Source organism: Micromonospora sp. DT47 (assembly GCF_049844475.1).
GTDB lineage: Bacteria > Actinomycetota > Actinomycetes > Mycobacteriales > Micromonosporaceae > Micromonospora.
On sequence record NZ_JBNCLC010000014.1, the window covers coordinates 32531 to 51979 of the forward strand.

General features: G+C 69.9%; 20 protein-coding genes. 11 read left to right on the forward strand and 9 right to left on the reverse strand.

Annotation, left to right across the window (positions count from 1 at the left end):
- Positions 1–8: 8 nt before the first annotated feature.
- Genes ACLQ2U_RS20825 through ACLQ2U_RS20840 form a run of 4 tightly spaced genes read left to right on the forward strand, consistent with a single transcriptional unit; the run spans position 9 to position 3195 of the window.
- Positions 9–293, forward strand: coding sequence for a PAAR domain-containing protein (locus tag ACLQ2U_RS20825; RefSeq protein ID WP_425752383.1), 285 nt, complete (start codon positions 9–11; stop codon positions 291–293).
- Positions 290–706, forward strand: coding sequence for a GPW/gp25 family protein (locus ACLQ2U_RS20830; protein ID WP_425752384.1), 417 nt, complete (start codon positions 290–292; stop codon positions 704–706). The genes ACLQ2U_RS20825 and ACLQ2U_RS20830 overlap by 4 nt, the downstream gene beginning before the upstream one ends.
- Positions 706–2628 (forward strand): putative baseplate assembly protein, encoded by a 1923-nt coding sequence (locus tag ACLQ2U_RS20835; RefSeq protein WP_425752385.1) that lies wholly within the window; start codon positions 706–708, stop codon positions 2626–2628. The genes ACLQ2U_RS20830 and ACLQ2U_RS20835 overlap by 1 nt, the downstream gene beginning before the upstream one ends.
- A 3-nt stretch (positions 2629–2631) precedes the next feature.
- Positions 2632–3195: a phage tail protein gene (locus tag ACLQ2U_RS20840; protein WP_425752387.1), complete on the forward strand. Its 564-nt coding sequence runs from the start codon at positions 2632–2634 to the stop codon at positions 3193–3195.
- Here the strand turns inward: ACLQ2U_RS20840 and ACLQ2U_RS20845 are convergent.
- The 7 genes from ACLQ2U_RS20845 to ACLQ2U_RS20875 form a co-directional block, all read right to left on the reverse strand.
- Entirely contained in the window at positions 3184–6054 is a 2871-nt protein-coding gene (locus tag ACLQ2U_RS20845; RefSeq protein ID WP_425752388.1) for a BTAD domain-containing putative transcriptional regulator, read from the reverse strand. The two genes, ACLQ2U_RS20840 and ACLQ2U_RS20845, sit on opposite strands and share 12 nt — an antisense overlap.
- Before the next feature lie 254 nt (positions 6055–6308).
- Complete coding sequence (locus ACLQ2U_RS20850; protein WP_425752389.1) at positions 6309–6824, reverse strand: hypothetical protein; 516 nt, start codon at positions 6822–6824, stop codon at positions 6309–6311.
- Positions 6821–7660: an integrase core domain-containing protein gene (locus tag ACLQ2U_RS20855; RefSeq protein WP_425752390.1), complete on the reverse strand. Its 840-nt coding sequence runs from the start codon at positions 7658–7660 to the stop codon at positions 6821–6823. The genes ACLQ2U_RS20850 and ACLQ2U_RS20855 overlap by 4 nt, the downstream gene beginning before the upstream one ends.
- A 10-nt stretch (positions 7661–7670) precedes the next feature.
- Positions 7671–8048, reverse strand: a complete 378-nt coding sequence (locus ACLQ2U_RS20860; protein ID WP_425752391.1) for a hypothetical protein — start codon at positions 8046–8048, stop codon at positions 7671–7673.
- 370 nt (positions 8049–8418) lie between these two features.
- Entirely contained in the window at positions 8419–9672 is a 1254-nt protein-coding gene (locus ACLQ2U_RS20865) for a hypothetical protein (RefSeq protein ID WP_425752392.1), read from the reverse strand.
- A gap of 44 nt (positions 9673–9716) precedes the next feature.
- Positions 9717–10046: a PadR family transcriptional regulator gene (locus ACLQ2U_RS20870; protein WP_425752393.1), complete on the reverse strand. Its 330-nt coding sequence runs from the start codon at positions 10044–10046 to the stop codon at positions 9717–9719.
- A 728-nt stretch (positions 10047–10774) separates the two neighbouring features.
- The gene (locus ACLQ2U_RS20875; protein WP_425752394.1) at positions 10775–11146 is read right to left on the reverse strand and encodes a hypothetical protein; all 372 of its coding nucleotides are present in this window, start codon (positions 11144–11146) and stop codon (positions 10775–10777) included.
- Positions 11147–11821: 675 nt separating this feature from the next.
- Here ACLQ2U_RS20875 and ACLQ2U_RS20880 point away from each other — a divergent pair.
- The 3 genes from ACLQ2U_RS20880 to ACLQ2U_RS20890 are packed head-to-tail and all read left to right on the forward strand — an operon-like array spanning position 11822 to position 13568.
- Positions 11822–12466 carry a hypothetical protein gene (locus ACLQ2U_RS20880; RefSeq protein ID WP_425752395.1) on the forward strand — a complete coding sequence of 215 codons (645 nt, stop codon included), beginning with the start codon at positions 11822–11824 and terminating at the stop codon, positions 12464–12466.
- Positions 12463–12876, forward strand: coding sequence for a phage holin family protein (locus tag ACLQ2U_RS20885; RefSeq protein WP_425752396.1), 414 nt, complete (start codon positions 12463–12465; stop codon positions 12874–12876). The genes ACLQ2U_RS20880 and ACLQ2U_RS20885 overlap by 4 nt, the downstream gene beginning before the upstream one ends.
- 20 nt (positions 12877–12896) lie before the next feature.
- Positions 12897–13568 carry a DUF3618 domain-containing protein gene (locus ACLQ2U_RS20890; protein WP_425752397.1) on the forward strand — a complete coding sequence of 224 codons (672 nt, stop codon included), beginning with the start codon at positions 12897–12899 and terminating at the stop codon, positions 13566–13568.
- 331 nt (positions 13569–13899) lie between these two features.
- On the opposite strand, the gene ACLQ2U_RS20895 is transcribed toward ACLQ2U_RS20890, so the two are convergent.
- Positions 13900–14943: a fatty acid desaturase family protein gene (locus tag ACLQ2U_RS20895; protein WP_425752398.1), complete on the reverse strand. Its 1044-nt coding sequence runs from the start codon at positions 14941–14943 to the stop codon at positions 13900–13902.
- Between the two features lie 619 nt (positions 14944–15562).
- Here ACLQ2U_RS20895 and ACLQ2U_RS20900 point away from each other — a divergent pair.
- From ACLQ2U_RS20900 to ACLQ2U_RS20915, 4 genes are all read left to right on the forward strand, one after another.
- Complete coding sequence (locus tag ACLQ2U_RS20900; protein ID WP_425752399.1) at positions 15563–16294, forward strand: UPF0158 family protein; 732 nt, start codon at positions 15563–15565, stop codon at positions 16292–16294.
- 227 nt (positions 16295–16521) lie between these two features.
- Positions 16522–16839 (forward strand): NADPH-dependent FMN reductase, encoded by a 318-nt coding sequence (locus ACLQ2U_RS20905; RefSeq protein ID WP_425752494.1) that lies wholly within the window; start codon positions 16522–16524, stop codon positions 16837–16839.
- A gap of 5 nt (positions 16840–16844) precedes the next feature.
- Positions 16845–17858 (forward strand): ATP-binding cassette domain-containing protein, encoded by a 1014-nt coding sequence (locus tag ACLQ2U_RS20910; protein WP_425752400.1) that lies wholly within the window; start codon positions 16845–16847, stop codon positions 17856–17858.
- On the forward strand, positions 17855–18709 hold the full coding sequence (locus tag ACLQ2U_RS20915; RefSeq protein WP_425752401.1) for an ABC transporter permease: 855 nt from the start codon (positions 17855–17857) through the stop codon (positions 18707–18709). The genes ACLQ2U_RS20910 and ACLQ2U_RS20915 overlap by 4 nt, the downstream gene beginning before the upstream one ends.
- Before the next feature lie 163 nt (positions 18710–18872).
- On the opposite strand, the gene ACLQ2U_RS20920 is transcribed toward ACLQ2U_RS20915, so the two are convergent.
- Positions 18873–19319 carry a DUF1801 domain-containing protein gene (locus ACLQ2U_RS20920; RefSeq protein ID WP_425752402.1) on the reverse strand — a complete coding sequence of 149 codons (447 nt, stop codon included), beginning with the start codon at positions 19317–19319 and terminating at the stop codon, positions 18873–18875.
- Positions 19320–19449: the final 130 nt, after the last annotated feature.

A 19449-nucleotide genomic window follows, 5' to 3' on the forward strand; every position in this document is an offset into this window, starting at 1 on the left:
GAGGGGCCATGCCGCAAGCCGCACGCGCGGGCGATCCGACCGGCCACCCCGGTGTGGTGACCGGCCCAGGCTGCCCCACGGTCCTCATCGGCGGCGCACCCGCCGTCCGGGTCGGCGACCTGCACACCTGTTCCTTCCCCTCCTCACCGCCGCACCCGCCCGGCCCGATCCTGCCGCCCGGTTGCCCCACGGTGCTGATCGGTGGCCAGCCCGCGGCGCGGGCCGGTGACCTGGCCACCTGCGGCGCCCCGATCCTGCCGCCCGGCTGCCCAACCGTCTGGATCGGAGGATGACCGTGAGCAGCGAGTTCATCGGCGCAGGGTGGGCCTTTCCGCTGCGGACCGACCCCACCGGTTCCATCGCCCTGGTGCGCGGCGAGCGGGAAATCATCGAGAGCATCCGGTTGATCCTGGCAACGGCACCCGGTGAACGGCCGATGCGGCCCGAGTTCGGGTGCGCCATCCACGACCTGGTGTTCGCCCCCGCCGACGCCGCGACCGCCGGGCGGATCGCGTACGAGGTGCGCCTGGCGCTTGAGCGATGGGAACCCCGCATCGAACTGGCCGACGTGATCGTGCAGTTCGACGCCGGCGACGCCGGCAAGCTGTTCATCGACGTGCGGTACACCCTGCGGGGCAGCAACGACCCACGCAACCTGGTCTTTCCCTTCTACGTCATCCCGTCGCACGAGGAGGTGGAGGGCTGATGCCGCTACCCGCGCCCAACCTGGACGACCGCAGCTTCCAGGAACTCGTCGACGAGGCGAAACGCCGGGTCCAGCAACGCTGCCCCGAGTGGACCGACCACAACGTCTCCGACCCGGGAGTCACCCTCATCGAGACGTTCGCCTCGATGGTCGAGCAGCTGGTGTACCGACTCAACCGCGTCCCCGACCTGCACTATCTGCGTTTCCTGGAGCTGATCGGGGTGCGCCTCTTCCCGCCGACCGCAGCCCGCGGCGAGGTCACCTTCTGGCTCTCGGCGGCCAGGGAGAACGAGGTGACGGTGCCAGCGGGGGCGCAGGTCGCCAGCGTCCGTACGGTGGCCCAGGAACCCGTTGTCTTCACGACCGAACGGACCCTGTCGATCGTGCCGTGTGAGTTGTCGCGGGTGATGACCGCCGGACCGGAGGGCCACCCGATGGACCGCACGGACGAGCTGCTCGCCGGCGCAGGCCTCGACTGCTTCGCCGCGACGCCGCGGGTCGGCGACGCGATCTACTTCGGTCTGTCGAGCCCGGTTCCCTCCTGTGCCCTGCTGCTTCGCCTCGACTGCGCTACCAGGGGGGAGGGTGTGGATCCGCGCAACCCGCCCTGGCTCTGGGAGGTCTGGCAGAGCGACGGCTGGGCGCAATGCGAGGTCGAGCGGGATACCACCGGCGGATTCAACCGGGCCGGGGACGTCCTGCTGCACGTACCGGAGGCCCACTCCGCCTCGCTCGTCGGACGACAGCGTGCCGGTTGGCTGCGCTGCCGGGTGGTACCTCCGACATCCGGCCAGCCGTTCTACCGGGCGTCACCGCACATCTCGACGGCGGCCGCCGCGACGATCGGTGGCACCGTCACGGTCGTCCACGCCGAGGTCGTCCTCGATGAGGTGCTGGGCATCTCCGAGGGCGTACCCGGGCAGCGATTCCCGCTGGCCCGCCGCCCGGTGGTGGCCAGCGACGGCCCGCTCATCGTGGAGGTGGCCGGCGGCGACGGCTGGCAGGAGTGGCGGGAAGTGACCACCTTCGCCCACTCCGGCGAGCACGACCGGCACGTGGTCCTGGACCGGGTTGCGGGAGAGGTGGTGTTCGGCCCCGCGATCCGCCGGCCCGACGGCACCCTCGGGTACTACGGCGGCGTCCCGCCCAAGGGCGCACCGATCCGGGTGCCTGAGTACCGCACGGGCGGCGGCCTGCGCGGCAATGTGGCCCGTAACGTGCTGGAGGTCCTCCGCAATCCGGTGGCGTTCGTCAGCACGGTCGCCAACCGGCGCCCTATCAGTGGCGGAGTGGACGGGGAGTCGGTGCGCGACGCGGCCATCCGAGGTCCACTCATGCTTCGCACCCGAGAGCGGGCCGTCACCGTCGAGGATTACGAGCAGCTGGCGCGCGAAGCCGCACCGGAGGTGGCGCGGGTCCGGTGCGTCCCGGTCGACGAAACATCCGAGGGCGTCCGGGTGCTGATCGTGCCGGCCTGCCCGGAGACCGTCGAACTGGCACCGAGCGACCTGAAGCCGAAACCCGAGACACTCAGCCGGATCGCCCGCTACCTCGAGGAGCGGCGCTGCCTCGGCGCCCGCATCTCCGTCGAGCCCCCCTTCTACCAGCGGGTGACGGTGGTCGCGCAGGTGCAGGCCCGGGGCCGCGCCTCGGCGGAGGCTCTACGCGAGCGGGCTGTCCGCGCGCTGTACGCGTACCTCGATCCACTGCGCGGAGGCCCGGACGGCAACGGCTGGCCCTTCGGCCGCCCCGTGCAGGCGGGCGAGATATTCGCCGTCCTGCAGCGCCTCCCGGGCGTGGAACTCGTCGACGACGTCCGTCTGTTCGGAGAAGACCGCAAGAGCCCGCTGCAGCGTCTCGACCTGCCGCGCAACGCGCTGATCCTCTCCTACGGTCACCAGATCAGGGTTTCCCGGGGGTGAGCCATGCGAAGTGGCGTACCCGGCCTGCCCACCCCGGTGCCGATCCGGGAGCGGCTACCGGCCGTCTACCTCGACGACGATTTCACCACCCGCCTCACGGGTGCCCTCGACGACGTGCTGGCGCCGATAATCCTCACGCTCGACTGTTTCGCCGACTACGTCGACCCGCGACTTGCGCCCGAGGACTTCCTGACCTGGCTGGCCGACTGGGTGGCCTTCGCGGTTGACGAGAGATGGACCACCGAGCAGACCCGCGAACTCGTCGCGCACGCGGTGGAGCTGCACCGTTGGCGAGGCACGAAACGTGGGCTCGTTGAGCACGTACGCCTGCTGACCGGCGGCGAGGTCGACATAGCCGACAGCGGGCTGTGCGCCTGGTCGGACCGGGCCGGTGGACCGATGCCGGGGGACGGCCCGCCGCAAGTGGTCGTGCGGGTCCGGGTCGACAACATCGAGCGGCTCGATCAACGGCGTTTGCGCGAAGCGATCGTGGAGATCGTGCCGGCTCACGTGCGACTGACCGTGGAGGTGGTGAGCAGCGCGAACGGCCCGGCCTCAGGCGGATGATCGCGTCGCCCGGTGCGCCACCGGTGCCGGTGAGCGTGGACGTGGAAGTTCCGGCCGCGGGGCGAGCCGGTCCAGCGAGGCGAGCACGTCAGCGTAGTCCCGGCGGGCACGTGCCGCTGTGGCCGGATTGCCGAGCATATCGAAAGCGTCCGCCAACAGCCGCCAGCCGGGATCGCAGTAGCGGTCGATCTGTACGCAGCGCTCGGCGGCCGTCACGGCCTCCTCCACCCTGCCGCAGGCCAGGGCCATGGTGGCGAGCCCGACGGCTGCCTCCGCCGCCTGAAGGCGCAGGGCTTCCCGCTCGTGCACCACCCACTCCGCCGGTCCGTCTTCGGGCAGCAGGTCACCGGCGTAGGCGAGCACTGCCCGGCGCAGTGGATCGAGCGCCGCCGTCACGTCGTCCCCCAACCGGGCCCGCCGTGCTTCAGTCAGCGCCGAGGCGAAGTCCGCGATGTCGCTGTAGCCGCCGTCGGGGAGCGCCAGTCGGTATGCGTCCCCGCTACGCGTCACCAGGCCGGACTCGCCCCGCCGACCGCCGGGCTCCAGGAAGCCCCGCAGGCTCGAGAGTGTCACGTGCAGGTTGTGTGTGGCAGCGGTCGGATTCAGGTCACCCCAGAGCGCCTCGATCATTGTCTCCCGGTGCACCGGCCGGCCCGCGTACATCGCCAGCAGCCGCAGCGCCGTGCGGGTGCGCGGCTTGACCGCTGAGAGGTCCAGCACCCGATCCCGCAACCGCATCCGGAAGCCGCCGAAGCAGTGCACCTCCACCGGCACCGGCACCGGCTCCGTCACCCGCGCCCGTTTCCCGCCGTCGATGCCCGCCCACCCGGCGACCAGGCCCAGTGGCATCCCAAACTGCGCCGCCAACGGCCGGGGGTCGGTGTCGGCCAACCCGCAGCGCACCGCCGCCGCAGCAGCCGCCACCCGGGCACCCGGCACCCCTGCCGACCGGGCCATGCCCTCGGTCCGGCGCACCTCCAGTTCGGCGTCGGGCAGTCCCGCAGCCGCCGAGGTGAGCGCGACGAGCGCCTGAGCCCACACCTCCAACACTCCGGCATCAAGGTCACGGCAGTGCCCGAGCAGCTCGCCGGCCTCCGTCACGTCGGCCGTCTCGACGGTCCGCCCCGCGGAATGGACCAGACACAACACCGCACGGGCCAGCGCCGCACCCCACCGGTCACCCTCGCGGTCGCATTCCCGCACCACCGCACGCGCCTCAGCCGATCCCCGTGCGCTGCCGTCGAGGGCGGCCGCCGCCCGTGCCATCCGGGTCAACCACGGCAGCCCGGCCCGTTCGGCGGCCGCCATCACCTCGCCCAGCTGCTGGCGTCCATCGTGCGAACCGGCGGCCAGGCCCCAGCAGGCCTGCAGCAGTCGTACGCCGAGCCCGGCGGCCTCCGCGTCCTCGGCGGCCTCGAGTGGCAGCGAGCGGTACGCCTCCGCGACGTTGCCCGCCAGGAGATAGCCCACCGCCTGCACCAGCGGCTCCCCAGCGGTGCCCGCCGCGACCAGGGTGGGATGGTGGCGCGTGGCCTCCCGCAGTGACGCCGAGTAGTGCCCGGTGACGGCGACCCGCCCCGGCAACCAGGTCGCCGCGAGCCGGCGGGTGAATCTGCAGCGGCTGCGGGCCCGCTCATCGGAGAAGCTGTCCTCGGCGGCCCGCAAATGCCGTACCGCCGCGAGCAGTTGGCCCCGCCCTAGCAGGTGACGCCCCTCCGCGAGCATCAACCACGGGTCCTCCGCCACCAGCCAGTCGGGCAGCACGTCTCGCCACGGTTCCACGCCCTCGTCGGCGGCCCGGGTACCCAATTTCGCCAGCAGGCCGCGCACCGCCGTCCAGTCCTCAGCACGCGCGTACGCCCGAGCTGCCTCCAGCTCGGCCCCTTCGGCGGCCAACAGCGCGGCGGCCCGCGCATGCCACGCCCGGGCCCCGTCATCGCCGATCTCCTCGGCCAGCGTCACCGTCAGATGTGCCCGCAGCACCTCGTGGTAACGGTACGTGCGGCCGCCGTCCGGGCTGCACGTGAACGCTCGCCGGCGCTCCAGCTCCTCGAGATGCAGCCGGCTGGTGCCCGGGTTACCGAGCAGACCCTCGCACCGATGTGGCGTCAACACTTCGAAGACGCAGGTCCGCACCAGGAACTGCCGCAGTTCGACCGGCAGTTCGGCAAGGACGGTGCGGGCCAGGTAAGCACGGGTCAGCGCAGATCGACCATCTAGGGCGGCAACGGTCTGCCTTCGCTCCGCCAAGGGCTGCCCCCTGGTAGAGAGGTGAAACAGATGCAGGCCCGCGGCCCATCCTCTGATCCGTCGGGTGAGCGCGGCGGCATCATCAGGCGGCAGCGGCTCGCGGTAGACGTCGCGAAGAAGATCCTCTACCTCCCACGAACGGAACCGCAACTGCTCGGCGTCGACCAGACAGGTGTCCGCCAGTTCGAATCGCGACAGATTGACGTCCGGCATCCGCCGGCCCGCGCAGAGCACATGGAGCCACGCCGGAGCGCCGGACACCACCTTCTCCAGCACTGCCCACGCATCCCTCCCGGACAGCAGGTGGATGTCGTCGATCACCAGCAGGGTGGCGGCCGCTGTACGCACCGACCGGAAGGTATCCAGGAGTGCATCGGTGTCCGGCAGCGGCCCCCGCAACCGTGGCCCCGGGATACAACTCACGAAGGCATCGACCAGCGGGTTCGCCGCAGTGCTCGCGCGTTCGATCTGCCACCAGCGGACCGGACCGGACCAGGTGGCCGCGTACTGCGCGAGCAGGGTCGTCTTCCCCGCGCCCGCGGGCGCCACCACCAGCCCCAACCGTGCCTTTGTGATCCCGGCCAGCTCATCGAGCAGACGGGGTCGCACCAGGCCGGGATGACTGCTGGCCGGGCGGGGGATCGCAGCGCACATGAATGCCCCCTTTCACCTGCGGCCCCAACGGCCGCGGACGGGCGATCGAGGAAGCCTTAGGAGGGCTGAGCGGGTAGGTGGGGTGTGATGACGGTCATGACGTCGGCGATGACCTGCTATACAGCTTTGCCTCCGAGCCTCACGCACGGTGTCGGCCACGCGACAGACAGGCGGCTCCTTGACGGTTGCTGCGCTCAGCCGGGGAGCGGCTAACTCCGCAGGTAGTAGATGTCGGCCGCACCGGGGCCGAGTGCGTCGTGCAGCCACAGTTGAATGGCATCTGTCGCGTATTCGCGCTGTACGGAAAAACGCGTCTGGCGGACGTCGCCACCGATCGGATGGAACGCCAGAACATCCTGCTCGACGGATGCCAGTCCGCTCTCGCGCTGCGTTATTTCGCAGCTGTTCTGGACGCACAGAGATTGTTCGAATAGGTATTCTGCGGAGGCGTAGAAGGTGTAGGAGCGGGTGCCCTTCATGCCTGCAGCCAGGAAGTTTTCTGTGTACCAGAAGCCTACGAGCTGCTGAGGGATGCTTGACCCGGGGGGTTCGACGGGCGGAGAGTTGGGAGTGGGGGAGAGGTCGGCGTCGTTGTGAGAATAGACAGGATAAGGGGTCGGCGACACGGTTGGGTCGGGGTCAGGTACCGGATCTGAACCGCACGCCGTGGTCAAGATCAGCACAAGCGCGCAGGTGAAAATTGTTCTGATGCCTAGCCGTCTCATGGGTTCCTCCTCGCGGCCACGACGCCGGTCGCCTGTATACCTGGGACGGTAGGGCGCCCCTTCATGAGGCGGCATCGGGGAAATCCCGTGTCATGCTCCGGACGAAGCGGCAAGTCGATGCGCGAGCTCGGTTCGCGAGGGGAGCCTGTGGGGCTCGTAAAGCCGGTTCGGCTACCTGCCTGCGAATACTCGTTGATCAGGCCGCCCAGGATCGGTCGCCGTTGAACCCGGGGGGCGTTCAGGTCAACAACGTGCGGCGCAGGATTCGGTGGCTGCTGGCCGAGCGAACGATGTGGACGGTGGCCGTTGTAGTGCGACGTGTACTTGTTGAGGACCGCCGCCAGATGACGCTCGCCGACGATAAGCATCCTGTCCGTGCACTCCCGGCGTACGGTGCCCACCCAGCGTTCCGCGAACGCGTTCGCCCGGGGCGCCCGCGGCGGGGTCTTGATCACCTGGATGCCGGCGTCGGCGAACACCGCGTCGAAGGCCGCGGTGAATTTCGTGTCGCGGTCGCGAAGCAGGAACCGCAAGCTGGTCACCCGCTGGGCGAGGTCCGTCAGCAGGTTCCGCGCCTGCTTGGCCACCCAGGCGCCGGTTGGATGCGCCGTCGCCCCGACGACGTGGACCTGGCGGGTGGCGATCTCCACGAAGAACAGCACGTAGATCCGCTGGAGGAACACGGTATCGGCGGTGAAGAAATCGCAGGACAGGATCGTGTGCGCCTGGGCGGTCAGAAACTGTCTCCAGGTCGGCCCGCCACGCCGCGGCGCGGGGTCGATACCGGCCCGGTTGAGGATTTTCCATACGGTGCTGGCCGCCACCCGGTAGCCCAAGCCGACCAGCTCACCCTGAATCCGGCGGTGTCCCCAGGTCGGGTTTTCCGCGGCGAGTCGCAGCACCAGGTCCGGCAGTTGCTGGTCGGCCGGGCCGGGCGTGCGGGTAGGTCCAGTGCCGGGCGATCAGCTGTCGGTGCCAGCGGGGCAGGGTCGCTGGGGTGACGAAGAACGCCGCCCAGCGCGGGCGGGGCAGCAGCCGCGACAAGGCGGCCAGGACCACCCGGTCGGCCGGTTCGAGATCGGGGCGATGCACCTGTCGGCGTAGCACCGCCACCTGGTGGCGGAGGACAAGTATCTCGACATCCTTGGCCCCGCCATCGCGGGCGATCTGGGTCAACATCTGCAGGACCTGGCGAAGCAGCAGGTACAGAAGGGACGCGGTCATGGCCTCCATCGTGTCGGCCACGCCGGCGGCGAGCATGTGCCGAACCGCAGGTCAGCGGATTTAGCCCAATTCTCGAGCCCAACAGGTTCTTCCGACGAGCGCTGTCGACGTTGAAGGTGACACCCAGCGAGGTCGTCACCGACGCGGCCGCGATGCGCGGCCTACGAACGGACAAGACAGCACAGGTGATCATCGCCGGGCACGTGTTCATGCAGAACCTGCGCCGCGGACACTACGAACTCGCCGTCGACGTCCCGCCGGCGACGCGGGTGTCTGGGGCGTTCGCCGACCTCGCCCTGGCGATCCGACCTCGGACCCGACGCCCGGTTCAACGTGTCCGTCGATCCCACAACCCAACAGCGCCTCGGCGTCAGCTTGCGGCGGCGGTGGCGGGGTCGTCGGGGGCGCCGCTGCGCAGGCGTCCGAAAGCCGCGCCGAGGGCCGCGCCGCCGGCCGCACCCGTAGTCCAGAAGACGATCATGCCGACGAGGAACTCCGGACGCAGCACGTCGCGGACCGCCGACTGCCACGTCGGCGGCACGGCGTCGCCGGTGCTCAGGTAGCCGGCCTGTTGGTGCGCCCAGACCGCGGCCTCGGGAATGCCGACGGCGAGCACCGCCACCAGGGCGGCGAGCCCGGCCAGGGCTCCGGCGCGCAGCCCTGAGCCGAAGGATCGGGTGCGCCAGGCCGTGGCGAGCGCGACGGCGAGCAACAGGACGCTCGGGACGGCCATCCAGAAGCCGAGCACACCGCCCTGGTCGTGCGCCAGTGACCAGCGCGAGGCGGCGAACGACCCACCCGCCACGGCGACTGCCACCCCGGCGGCCAGCACCCACGCGCCGTGCGGCGGCCCGGACCGCAGTACGGCCCACGCTCCGCCGAGGGCGAACCTGCGCCGCTCGGCCGGCGGCTCGATCGCCGCGAGCTCGGCCTGCAGCGCGGCACCCCACGCGGACCGGTTCTCGGGCAGGTCGGTGGTGGCCAGGTCGAGCAGGAGCTGCCAGACGTCGCGTACCGCGTGCCGACGGCCCGCGGTCTCGGTGCGGGCGCCGAGCGCGGCTCCTAGGACGGGCCACGGCAGGGCCCAGATCAGCGCGGCGAGGAAGACCTCGAATGGTGCCAGCAGGTCGCCGTCGGCGAGGTTCATGACGACGGGGAACCTTTCGGGCTCCGCCAGGTAGGTGGCGCGCAGCGGCAGGTGCGCGGACACGGTGCCGGCGGCGACGGCGACGAGAGCCAGCAGCCCGGCGACGGTTCCGGCCCCGAATCCGCGGGCACGGGAGACGGCGGCCGCGGCCAGGCCGGCGAGCACGGCGCACACGACCGACGCGAGCAGTCCGAGCACGATGGCTAGCAGCACCATGTCGAAGCCCCAGCGCGGGCCGTTCGTGACGGTGGCGAGGTACGAGCGCTCCAGGCCGACGGTGAGCACCGCGGCCCCGGCGGCGACAGCGATCAGTCCCGGCCACACGGGGCGTCCGGTGCCATCCCGCCACGCGGCGCGGGCGCGGGCGGCGAGCGTGCCCGCACCGCCCCGGGCGTCAGGCAGTCGGACCGCGAGCACCACGATCGCGAGCAGGGGCGCCGGTGCGAGCACCACCAGGAAGAGGAGGAATTCCGGCATCGAGGGCCTCCGAACGGCAGGGCGGCCGGGTCGAGCGGTCGCGGTCAGGTGGTCGTGGGCGCGAGCCGGGCCGCGCGTGGGGCGGGTGCGCCTTCGCCGGCACGCGCCGACGCGGCAACGGTGCGCGCGAGCTCGGCGCCCGCGGTGGTGAGCCGGTACAGATGCCGGGCCGGCCGCCCGCGCGGCGGGTCGGCCTCCCAGGAGGTCTCCACCTGCCCGCGCTCGGTGAGGCGGATGAGGATCGGGTATACCGTGCCTGCCTTCAGGCCGAGGGCGCGGCACAGGTCGTAGCCGTGGCTCCAGCCCGCGCCCTTCTCGGCGAGGGCGGTGAGCACGGCCGCGGTCTGCGGGGAGGGACGTCGTGCGCGTGCCATGACGCTACTATCTACCTAGATAGAGTTAGTGCGCAAGGCCCTCCCGTACGGGGGCGGCGCCAGCGACGTCGGCGGGCTGCCGCTGCCCAACCACGACTGGGCCTGCCCGATGCACGCTCATGCCGTTGACAGGATGCGGGCGGGAGTGAAAGGTTCGCCGAGCCACCGCCATCTGCCTGGACCGAGATGGACGACGCCGAGTATGCCGAGGCCTGGATCCGGCGGATCCTGACCGAGCCCGGCCTGATCCCCGCTGCGGGAAACAGCGCTCAACTGCACCCAACGGCACCCGTCGCAACCTGCGGCCCCACATTTTCCCTGCTCAGAGGTGGTGCGGCGTCCGGTTTCACACAGCAGTGCTCAACGGCGCTGAACGGACTTCAACTGCGCTCTATCTCGCCTGGTGAGGGAGTGTGCGCAGGTCAGAGCGGTAACGCCTCAGTCGGCGGGCTGGGCCTTGCGCTGGGAGCAGATTGAGTGCACGCCACCGAAGTGGTCATCACTAGCGAAGCGCTCAACTGGCCTCGCCCGGGGCGGGGCGCTGAGCAGCAACGATGTGGCGAGCTGACGTGCTTGACCTCCCAGTGAAGACCGAAGCGGGCCCGTGCTTTCTGATCTGCGGCCCCAATATGGCGACTTCGGCGATTTCGGCGGCGACTTCGAGTAGGCACGACGGTGGCCGCCGGAAGTCTTCCCGGCGGCCACCGTCGCTCTCAGGTGTCGCTCACTCAGTGCCGAGCCTTGCGCTCCTCGGCGCTGCGCCAGTTGCTTCCGGCCTTGGCCAGACCGCGGCTGCCCAGGTACCCGAGGGTCAGCAGTGTGATGAAGAACCAGGCCTGGTTGGCGCGGAAAATGTCCACGCCGACGGAGTTCTTGCCGGCCAACTGCGAAGCGGCCAGCACGGCGATCACGGCCGCGATGTACACCCAGAACTCGGTGGTCCGCAGCGACGGCTTGGTCTCCGTTCCGGGCGCCTGCACCGGCAGTCGCTGTCCGTCCATCATCGGCATCGGGCCGGTGGGTGCTTCCTGCATCGCCGCCCGGTTGGGCGCCTCCTGCGGCCGATTCATCTGCCTGGTGGATGCAGCCTGCGTGCTCATCTTTCCTCCTCGGGTGCGATGAGTCGTTCCCTGCACTCCCTCGCCCCGCTGCCGCTCTCGGCCACGGCACGGTTCGTGTTGATGGCGGGGGCGCCCTGCGTCTACCCGAAGCCCCGAGGAGGTAACACCGATCCGCAGCCGGATGCCTGCTTCCCGGGGCCGTCGGGGTCGGCTCAGCGCAGGCCGTTGCGGACCGCCGGATCTCCGCCAGGACCTCGCCGGCGGACAGTCCGCGCTGACAGCGGCATCGCTCTGGCCTTGTAGTAGGTGCTGGCGGCGAGTTGTCTTGGGTGCAGGTTGCAGATGCTGCTGGAGTCAGCGGCGGGGGGATGACCGGCCGGTCATTCGCTCCGCGATCTGCCGCAGCTTCTGCTGGGTGCTCGGCTTCGCCGCCTGGCGTCGCCCGCTTTGCATCAGCTTGCGCGTCTGTGGGGCGTTGAGAAGTCCCTTGATGCGTTGGGTAACCGATGACATCACGTCTCCCACTGCTCACCGGCGGCGTGCATGCCGCCTTCGGTCGTCTCCAGTTTGGGTCATCGCCGGCCGACCGGTGGCCGGATCAGCTGATCGTCGACGTCGCGGCCCGGTTCGACTGTCCCGGTGCATGCCCTCCCTAGGGCCGGGTAAGCGGGGTGCCCGTCCTTCTAGGCCGGGGAGTTCCAGAGGGGAGATCGGATGACGACGCAAAGTGGCTCCGGATCGCCCGGTGCGGGTGGCAAGCCACAACAGGCTCAGGAACAGGCCACGAAGGTTGGTCATGAGGCGGCACAGGCTGGCGGTCAGGTGGCGCGGCAGGCCGCCGGGCAGGGCAAGCAGGTCGCGACCGAGACCGGCCGGCAGGCGCGGAACCTGGTCGGGGAGGCGTCCGAACAGTTGCGGCAGCAGGCGGAAGCACAGCAGAAACGCGCTGCTGACGGCCTGCGTTCGCTCGGCGCGGAACTGCAGTCGATGGCCAGCAGGAGCGAGCAGGACGGTGTGGCCAGCGATATGGTGCGACGCGCCTCGGGCACCGCCGAGCAGGCTGCCGGATGGCTTGAGGGGCGTGAACCGGGCGAACTTGTCAACGAGGTGCGCGACTACGCACGCCGGCATCCTGGCACATTCCTCGCCGGCGCAGTCGTGGCCGGCCTGCTGGTGGGTCGGCTGACCCGCAACGTCGCCGCTAGCGGCCACGAGGAGGGCGGCCAAGGGGACGGCCAACGAACCGGTCAGGGCTCTCAGCGAACTGGCATGCCGTCCGAGGCATCGCCGGATTCTGGGCAGATCATCAGCGAAGCAGCGGGGACGGCCCACGTACAGCGCAGGGAGGTGGCCCCGTGAGCGATTCGAGGCCGCACAGTGCCAGCGCCACCGCCGAGCGGTCCCAGGCCTCGATCGGAGACCTGCTCGGCGAGGTCACCCGGGACTTCTCCACGCTGGTGCGACAGGAGGTGCAACTGGCGAAGGCCGAAGTTCGCCAGGAGGCGAAGACGGCCGGCAAGGTCGCCGGGATGTTCGGTGCGGCGGCGATCGCCGGCCTGCTGACCCTGTTCTTCCTGTCGTGCGCGCTGTGGTGGGGCCTGTCCAACGTCATGGACCAGGGCTGGGCCGCCCTGATCGTCGGCGCGATATGGGCGGTGATCGGAGCCGTTCTCGTCGCGCGAGCGCGCAAGCAGATGCGGCAGTTGGGGCCGCTACCACGGACGCAACAGACCGCTCGGGAGATACCGAACGCCCTTCGCGGCCGCTGAACCGCAGGAGAGGAGACGTGATGTCGAACGATCCCGAACAGATTCGCCAGGAGATCGAAACCACCAGGGTCGAGCTGAGCACCGACGTGGACGCGCTGACCTACAAGGCCAACCCGCGACGGATCGCGACCGAACGGATGGACCGCGCCCGCGGCCGCTTCGGCCAAATCAAGGACAAGGTGATGGGCACGGCCACGAAGGCCGGCCACGACGGCGGCCACCCGGCCGCAGAGGCCCGTCACCGCCTGTCCGACACCGCCCATCAGGCCTCCGGCGCTGTCTCCGGTGCCGCGGACCGGACATCCCATGCCGCCTCGTCCGTCGCCCATCAGGCTCAGGCGGTGCCGCAGATGGCGCGGGAGCGGACCGAGGGCAGCCCACTCGGCGTCGGCTTGATCGCCTTCGGCGTCGGGTTGCTCGCCTCGTCACTCATCCCACCGAGCCAAGGTGAACAGCAAGTGGCCCAGCAGGCGAAACACAAGGCGATGCAGCACTCCGGTCAGATAAAGCAGCAGGCAGGCCAGATGGCCCACCAGGTACAGGACAACCTCCGCCAGCCAGCACAACAAGCCGCGCAATCGGTGATGTCGAGAGCGGGCGAGAGCGCATCCGCACTACGGCACCAGGGCACGGCCGCCGCCCAGCACGTCCAGGGTCAGGCACGCGAGAGCCGAGACGATCTACGACGCTGAGGCACTTGCCAGCAACGGCACCGGGCCACGCGAGAACACGCGGGGCGACGTGGGTGGCACTCGTCTGCTCGGACCGGGGCAGCCTCGGTGTCAGGTGGCAATCCGACCAATCAGATGCCGAGCGGTCGATTTGACGGTGCCGGCTCAAGATCCCGGACGCGTCACCAAGACGCCGTTGCGTGTGGAACCGACGGACGTTGAACCCTGCGCCGGGTCCCCGGCCAGATCGCTTGGGCGAGTTCGGTAAACGCAGCGGCGACCCGCATCGTCGGCGGCGCCGTCCGTCGTCGGCAGCGTGTCGCGGAGCGAGAACCGGGGACCAGGCCATGCCTCAGCTTGCGCCGGCGTCGTCGGCTGGCTGACCTGGCCCGACCTCGTGTAGGTGGTTCAGCGCTTGGGCCCATGAACGCATCAGGGTGGTTTCGTGGTAGGTGATGCCGTGTTCGGCGCAGAACCGGCGGACCAGCGGTCGAGCGCGGCGGAGGTTGGGTCGCGCCATGCTGGGGAAGAGGTGATGTTCGATCTGATAGTTGAGACCGCCGAGCAGGGTGTCGATGAACCAGCCGCCGTGTACGTTGCGTGAGGTGAGAACCTGGCGTCGGAGGTAGTCGAGGCGCTCGTCGGTGGCGAGGATTGGCATCCCCTTGTGGTTGGGGGCGAAGGCACAGCCGAGGTAGAGGCCGAGTAGGCCTTGGTTGACGAGGATGAATGCGACGGCCTGCATCGGGCTCAGGACAAGGACCACGGCACCGAGGTATCCGGTGGCGTGTAGCGCAAGCAGCGCGGCCTCTGCGGGGCGTCTTTTGATCCTGCTCCGGCCGACGACAGCCCTGACGCTGTTGGCGTGCAGGTGCAGACCTTCCAACAACAGCAGCGGGAAGAACAGGTACGCCTGGTACCGGACCACCAGCGCGCCGAACCCACGTCGCTCTCGCGCCTGGCCGGGGGTGAACGACAGCGGTCTGACGACGATGTCCGGGTCCCGGCCCTCGGTGTTCGGGTGCGCATGATGCCGGTTGTGCTTGTCCACCCACCAGCCGTAACTGAGGCCGATCAGGAGATTGCCGTGGGCAAGGCCGACCACGTCGTTGGCGCGACGGGATCGGAAGATCTGGCGGTGACCGGCATCGTGACCAATGAACCCGGCCTGCGCGAAGACCACCGCGAGGGCCGCCGCGACGCCCAGCTGCCACCACGACTCACCGAGCCACCCGAACAGCGTCCACGCCCCGACGTAGCACCCGCCGAGGGCAGTGATGCGCAGCGCGTAGTAGCCGCGTCGCCGATCCAGGAGGCCCGCTCGGCGGATCAGGCGGGACAGGTCCGCGTACTCACTGCCGCCATGACGTTCGGTATTGAGGGTTGCATCGCTCATGGTCACCGCTCCGCGCGTTCCGGCGTTGTCGGCCTATCGATGTCGTCGATAGGGGGTCCTCCAGGACAAGCGAGGTGAACAGCGGGCCTGCGTCAGGATCGACGGCGAGCGGCAAGGCGCTGGCCCAGGTTGTGCTGACGCATGGCGACGGCGGCGCCAACGGTGGCAGCGGCGGCGACGATCAGGACGGGGCGGCGGCGCGCTGTCGATCGAATCCCGACCAGCCGGCCGCGGCGTGCACGGCCAGTGGCTGGCCCCCCCTCTGGGCCACTGAACTGTTTGTGACGCTGCCGCGAAGGGCTTCCTCTTGTAGCCCATCGGCCGCCCGGTCTCGGCTGGGCGGGTCACCCATGGGTCGTCACCTCCAAAGACAGATTCAGCACCTCGCACCAGGCCGCGCCGGGGCGCGGTAACCGGATGCCGCCCAGCGGGCGCTGCCTCGTCACGCCGAGCCGGCGCCGTGCCTGAACGCTTGCGCGGCGGCGCTCGCCGTCCTCACGGCGCTGCGCCTGCCGATGACGCCGTTTCCTTGTTCCGGACGGCCGGGGCGCCGGTGAGCTGCGACGCGTCCAGGCCCGCATCGGCGAACGCCCGCCGAGCAGGAAGATCACTAGCCGTCGTGTCACCCATCGAGCGGCGACGGCTGGCTCGTACGACGGCCGCCGCCGCCACCACCGCTGCCAGGGACATCGCCGCCGCCTGCATCAGCGGCACTCTCCTGCTACGTCGACGCCTCATACCGCACCATCCCTCTGACTCTCGACCCCAACCTTCTTCTCATCGTGAAGACGCCGGAGCGGCGGTAAGGGGCTGTTCGCAATTTTCGACACGGTCGTGTCACTTCGCCCGCGATGCGCTGCCGGGAGTACGCGGACGATGCTCGGGCCCCCGATCACGAGCGGGTCTGGAGGAGATCGCCACCGCGCTGGCGGACCAGACCGACTACGAGCACCGATGGCTGATCAACCCGCAGACGGGCGAGATCGTGTTCTGGACGGCGGACGGTGGAGTCGATGGGCGGACGCCGGTCGACCTCGACGATCTGGATCTGGTGTGTATCGAGCCGCTGCCGTCCTACGTCTGGTACCAGGACATGGCCGACTTCGCCGAGAGGATCAGCGACGAGGCAGTCGGGCGGAGGCTGGCGCGAGCCATCCGGGGCAAGGGCGCCTTCCGCCGGTTCAAGGACGAGCTGCACGAGGAGTATCCGCACCTGCTGCCGGTGTGGCACACCTTCCGCGATGTCCGCGCCCAGCGTCGGGCAGTTGAATGGCTCGCCGACAACTCGCTCGTCGACGACGAAACGGCCACGCGATTCGTGACGGAGCACCGGGACCCCGATCTGCCCTGACTTGAGCACCCAGACAGCGGTGATCCCCGAACGCCAAGCGCGTAGATGTGCCGGCACGGGGGAGCAGATTGGGAGCAGCAGGCTGGCAGGTCGTCAGCGCGCAACGTCCGGAAGCCCGAATCCTCACCCGGTGACCACAGCGTCGCCTCGGCGCAGGCATCCCAGCCCGTGATGTCGCCCGACGGCGGTGACGGGTGGACCATGAGACGCACCCCGACCCGCGCGGTGTGCGGAAACAGGCGATCGACTACGCGGACGACGAGTGGCAGGCCAAGCGGGTCGGCTTCGTGTCGTACGGCTGCTGTTCAATAGGCATGCACGCGGTCGACCAGCTCCGTACGGTCTTCACCGCGCTGCACGCCGTGACGGTGCGCGACGCATCGTCGGCGTCGACCTGCTCTGCGGCGAGCCGACGCCACTGGGCGCGGACCAACTGTGCCAGGAGGCCAGCGTCCTGCTCGACCAGCTCTGCTGGTCGGGCCTGGCGCTGCGCGACGGCCGCGCAACGCGCCCTTACGTCTTCTGAATGCGCGCGAGGAAGGTAAAGCTCATGAGCAGACGCACCACCGGCCTGGCCATCGAGGCCGAAGGCATCACCCGATCGTTCGGGGACACCCGCGCGTTGGCCGGCATCGACCTCCAGGTCCCCGCCGGCACCGTCTACGGCCTGCTCGGTCCGAACGGGGCAGGCAAGACCACGGCGGTACGGGTGCTGGCGACGCTGCTGCGTCCCGACGGCGGCCGGGCTCGGGTCTTCGGTCACGACGTGGTCTCCGAGGCCGACGCTGTTCGCGCCCGGGTCAGCCTGACCGGCCAATACGCCTCGGTGGACGAGGACCTGACCGGGACGGAGAACCTGGTGCTCCTCGGTCGCCTGCTCGGGCTGAGGAAGCCGGCCGCCCGCGAGCGTGCGGAAGCCCTGCTCGCGGCGTTCGGCCTGACCGAGGCGAGCGACCGCCAGGTCAAGAAGTACTCGGGTGGCATGCGGCGGCGCATCGACATCGCGGCGAGCATCCTCAACACCCCCGACCTGCTGTTCCTGGACGAGCCGACGACCGGTCTCGACCCGCGCAGCCGCAACCAGGTGTGGGAGATCGTCCGGGCCGTCGTGGCCCACGGCACGACGGTGTTGCTGACCACGCAGTACCTGGACGAGGCCGACCAGCTCGCCGGCCGCATCGCGGTCGTCGACCACGGCAGGGTGATCGCGGAGGGCACGCCGGGCGAGCTGAAGTCGTCGGTCGGCTCCGGCACCGTTCACCTGCGGCTGCGCGACCCGGGGCAGCGGCCCGAGGCCGAGAAGGTGCTGCAGGCGGCGCTCGGCGTTCCGGTGCAGCTCGAGCCCGATCCGGTCGCGATGACGGCCCGTGTCGGCGGAGACGGCACGGACCTCGACGCCAGCGAGCAGGCCGCCCGTGCGCTGTCCGACCTGGCCCGCGCCGGCATCGCAGTCGACAACTTCTCCCTCGGCCAGCCGAGCCTGGACGAGGTCTTCCTAGCCCTGACCGACCACCCCGCGGTTCCCACCGACGAGCGGGATGACGAGCTGGAGGCAGCCCGATGAGCAACGCCGCTACCACGACCGGGCTCGCCCCGTCCGTCTACGTGCCGTCCGCAGAGGCCCTGGGGACTGTGCTCGCGCCGGGGGCGCGACCGCCCAGGCCGAGTGCGCTGTCGGCGTCGCTCACGTTCGGCTGGCGCGCCATGTTGAAGATCAAGCACGTGCCGGAGCAGCTGTTCGACGTGACGGCGTTCCCGATCATCATGGTGCTGATGTTCACCTACCTGTTCGGCGGCGCCCTGGCCGACAGCCCGCGGGACTACCTGCAGTTCTTCCTGCCAGGCATCATGGTGACCAGCGTCGTGATGATCACCATGTACACCGGCGTCGGGCTCAACACCGACATCGAGAAGGGCGTCTTCGACCGCTTTCGGACGCTGCCCGTCTGGCGGCCGGCGGCCCTGGTCGGCATGATCATCGGAGACCTGCTGCGCTACATCCTCGCGGCCCTGGTCATCCTCGGCGTCGGGCTGGCGCTGGGATTCCGGCCCGGCGGCGGGCTGCTGGGCGTGCTGGCCGGGATCGGCCTGCTGGTGGTCTTCTCGTTCGCGTTCTCCTGGGTCTGGACGTTCTTCGGTCTGGTCCTGCGCAGCGAGAAGTCCGTGATGGGTGTCAGCATGATGGTGCTGTTCCCGCTGACGTTCCTGAGCAATGTGTTCGTCGAGCCGGGCACGATGCCGGGTTGGCTCCAGGCGTTCGTCAAGGTCAACCCGGTGACGCAGCTGGTAGCGTCGGTGCGCGCGGTGATGTCGGGGGCGTCCGACCCGTCGAGCATGATGTGGACGCTGCTGTGGAGCGTCGGGCTCGTGGTGGTCTTCGGCGCGCTGACGATGTACCGCTACAACCGCCGCTGATACTCAAGAGACGACAGACGCCGCCATGAAGATGGCGGCGTCTGTCGTCGTTGTCGTGGCTGGGGAGTAACGGTGAAGGCGCGCTCGGGCCGTTGTGGCGAGGATCGACAGCAACGGTGGCAGCAACGACGGCCTCCGCAGGTAGGCGCCTCCCGCTACCCCGCTACCGTCGGCTCCTGCTGGCCCGGTCGACGCCCTTGTGCACCCGCACCGTGCGGTCGATGAGCTCGCGCAGCGCGCTCTCGTCGACGTCGTCGAGCCGTTTCAGGTAGAGGCATCCCTTTCCGGTCTTGTGTGGACCGAGCCGGGCGAGCACCGATGCGTGCCGCTCCTCGAACCCACCGACCAGGTAGACGACGAGCTGCTGCTTGCGCGGCGAGAAGCCCGCCAGCGGCCAGTCGCCCGTGCGCCCGCTCCCGTAGGTGTAGCGGTAGCTGCCGAAGCCGACGATGCTCGGGCCCCACATCACCGCGGACTCGCCGGTCACCTCGCGCAGGATCGCGCAGAGGCGCTCCGCGTCGGCGCGCCGGCGTTCGTCGGGGACTGCGGCCAGGAAGTCGTCGACTCTGGCGTCGGTCGGGACCGTCACCGGCTGCTTCGATGTCGCCATGAAGTCATGCTCCCACGCAAGTACGACACAGAGTTCGCGATGGCTGTCGACAGCAACCGCGACAGCAACAAGCCCGGAGGGGGTAGCCAACGGAAGCTCTGCGCCGGGCGAGAGGCGAGAGCTGTAGGAG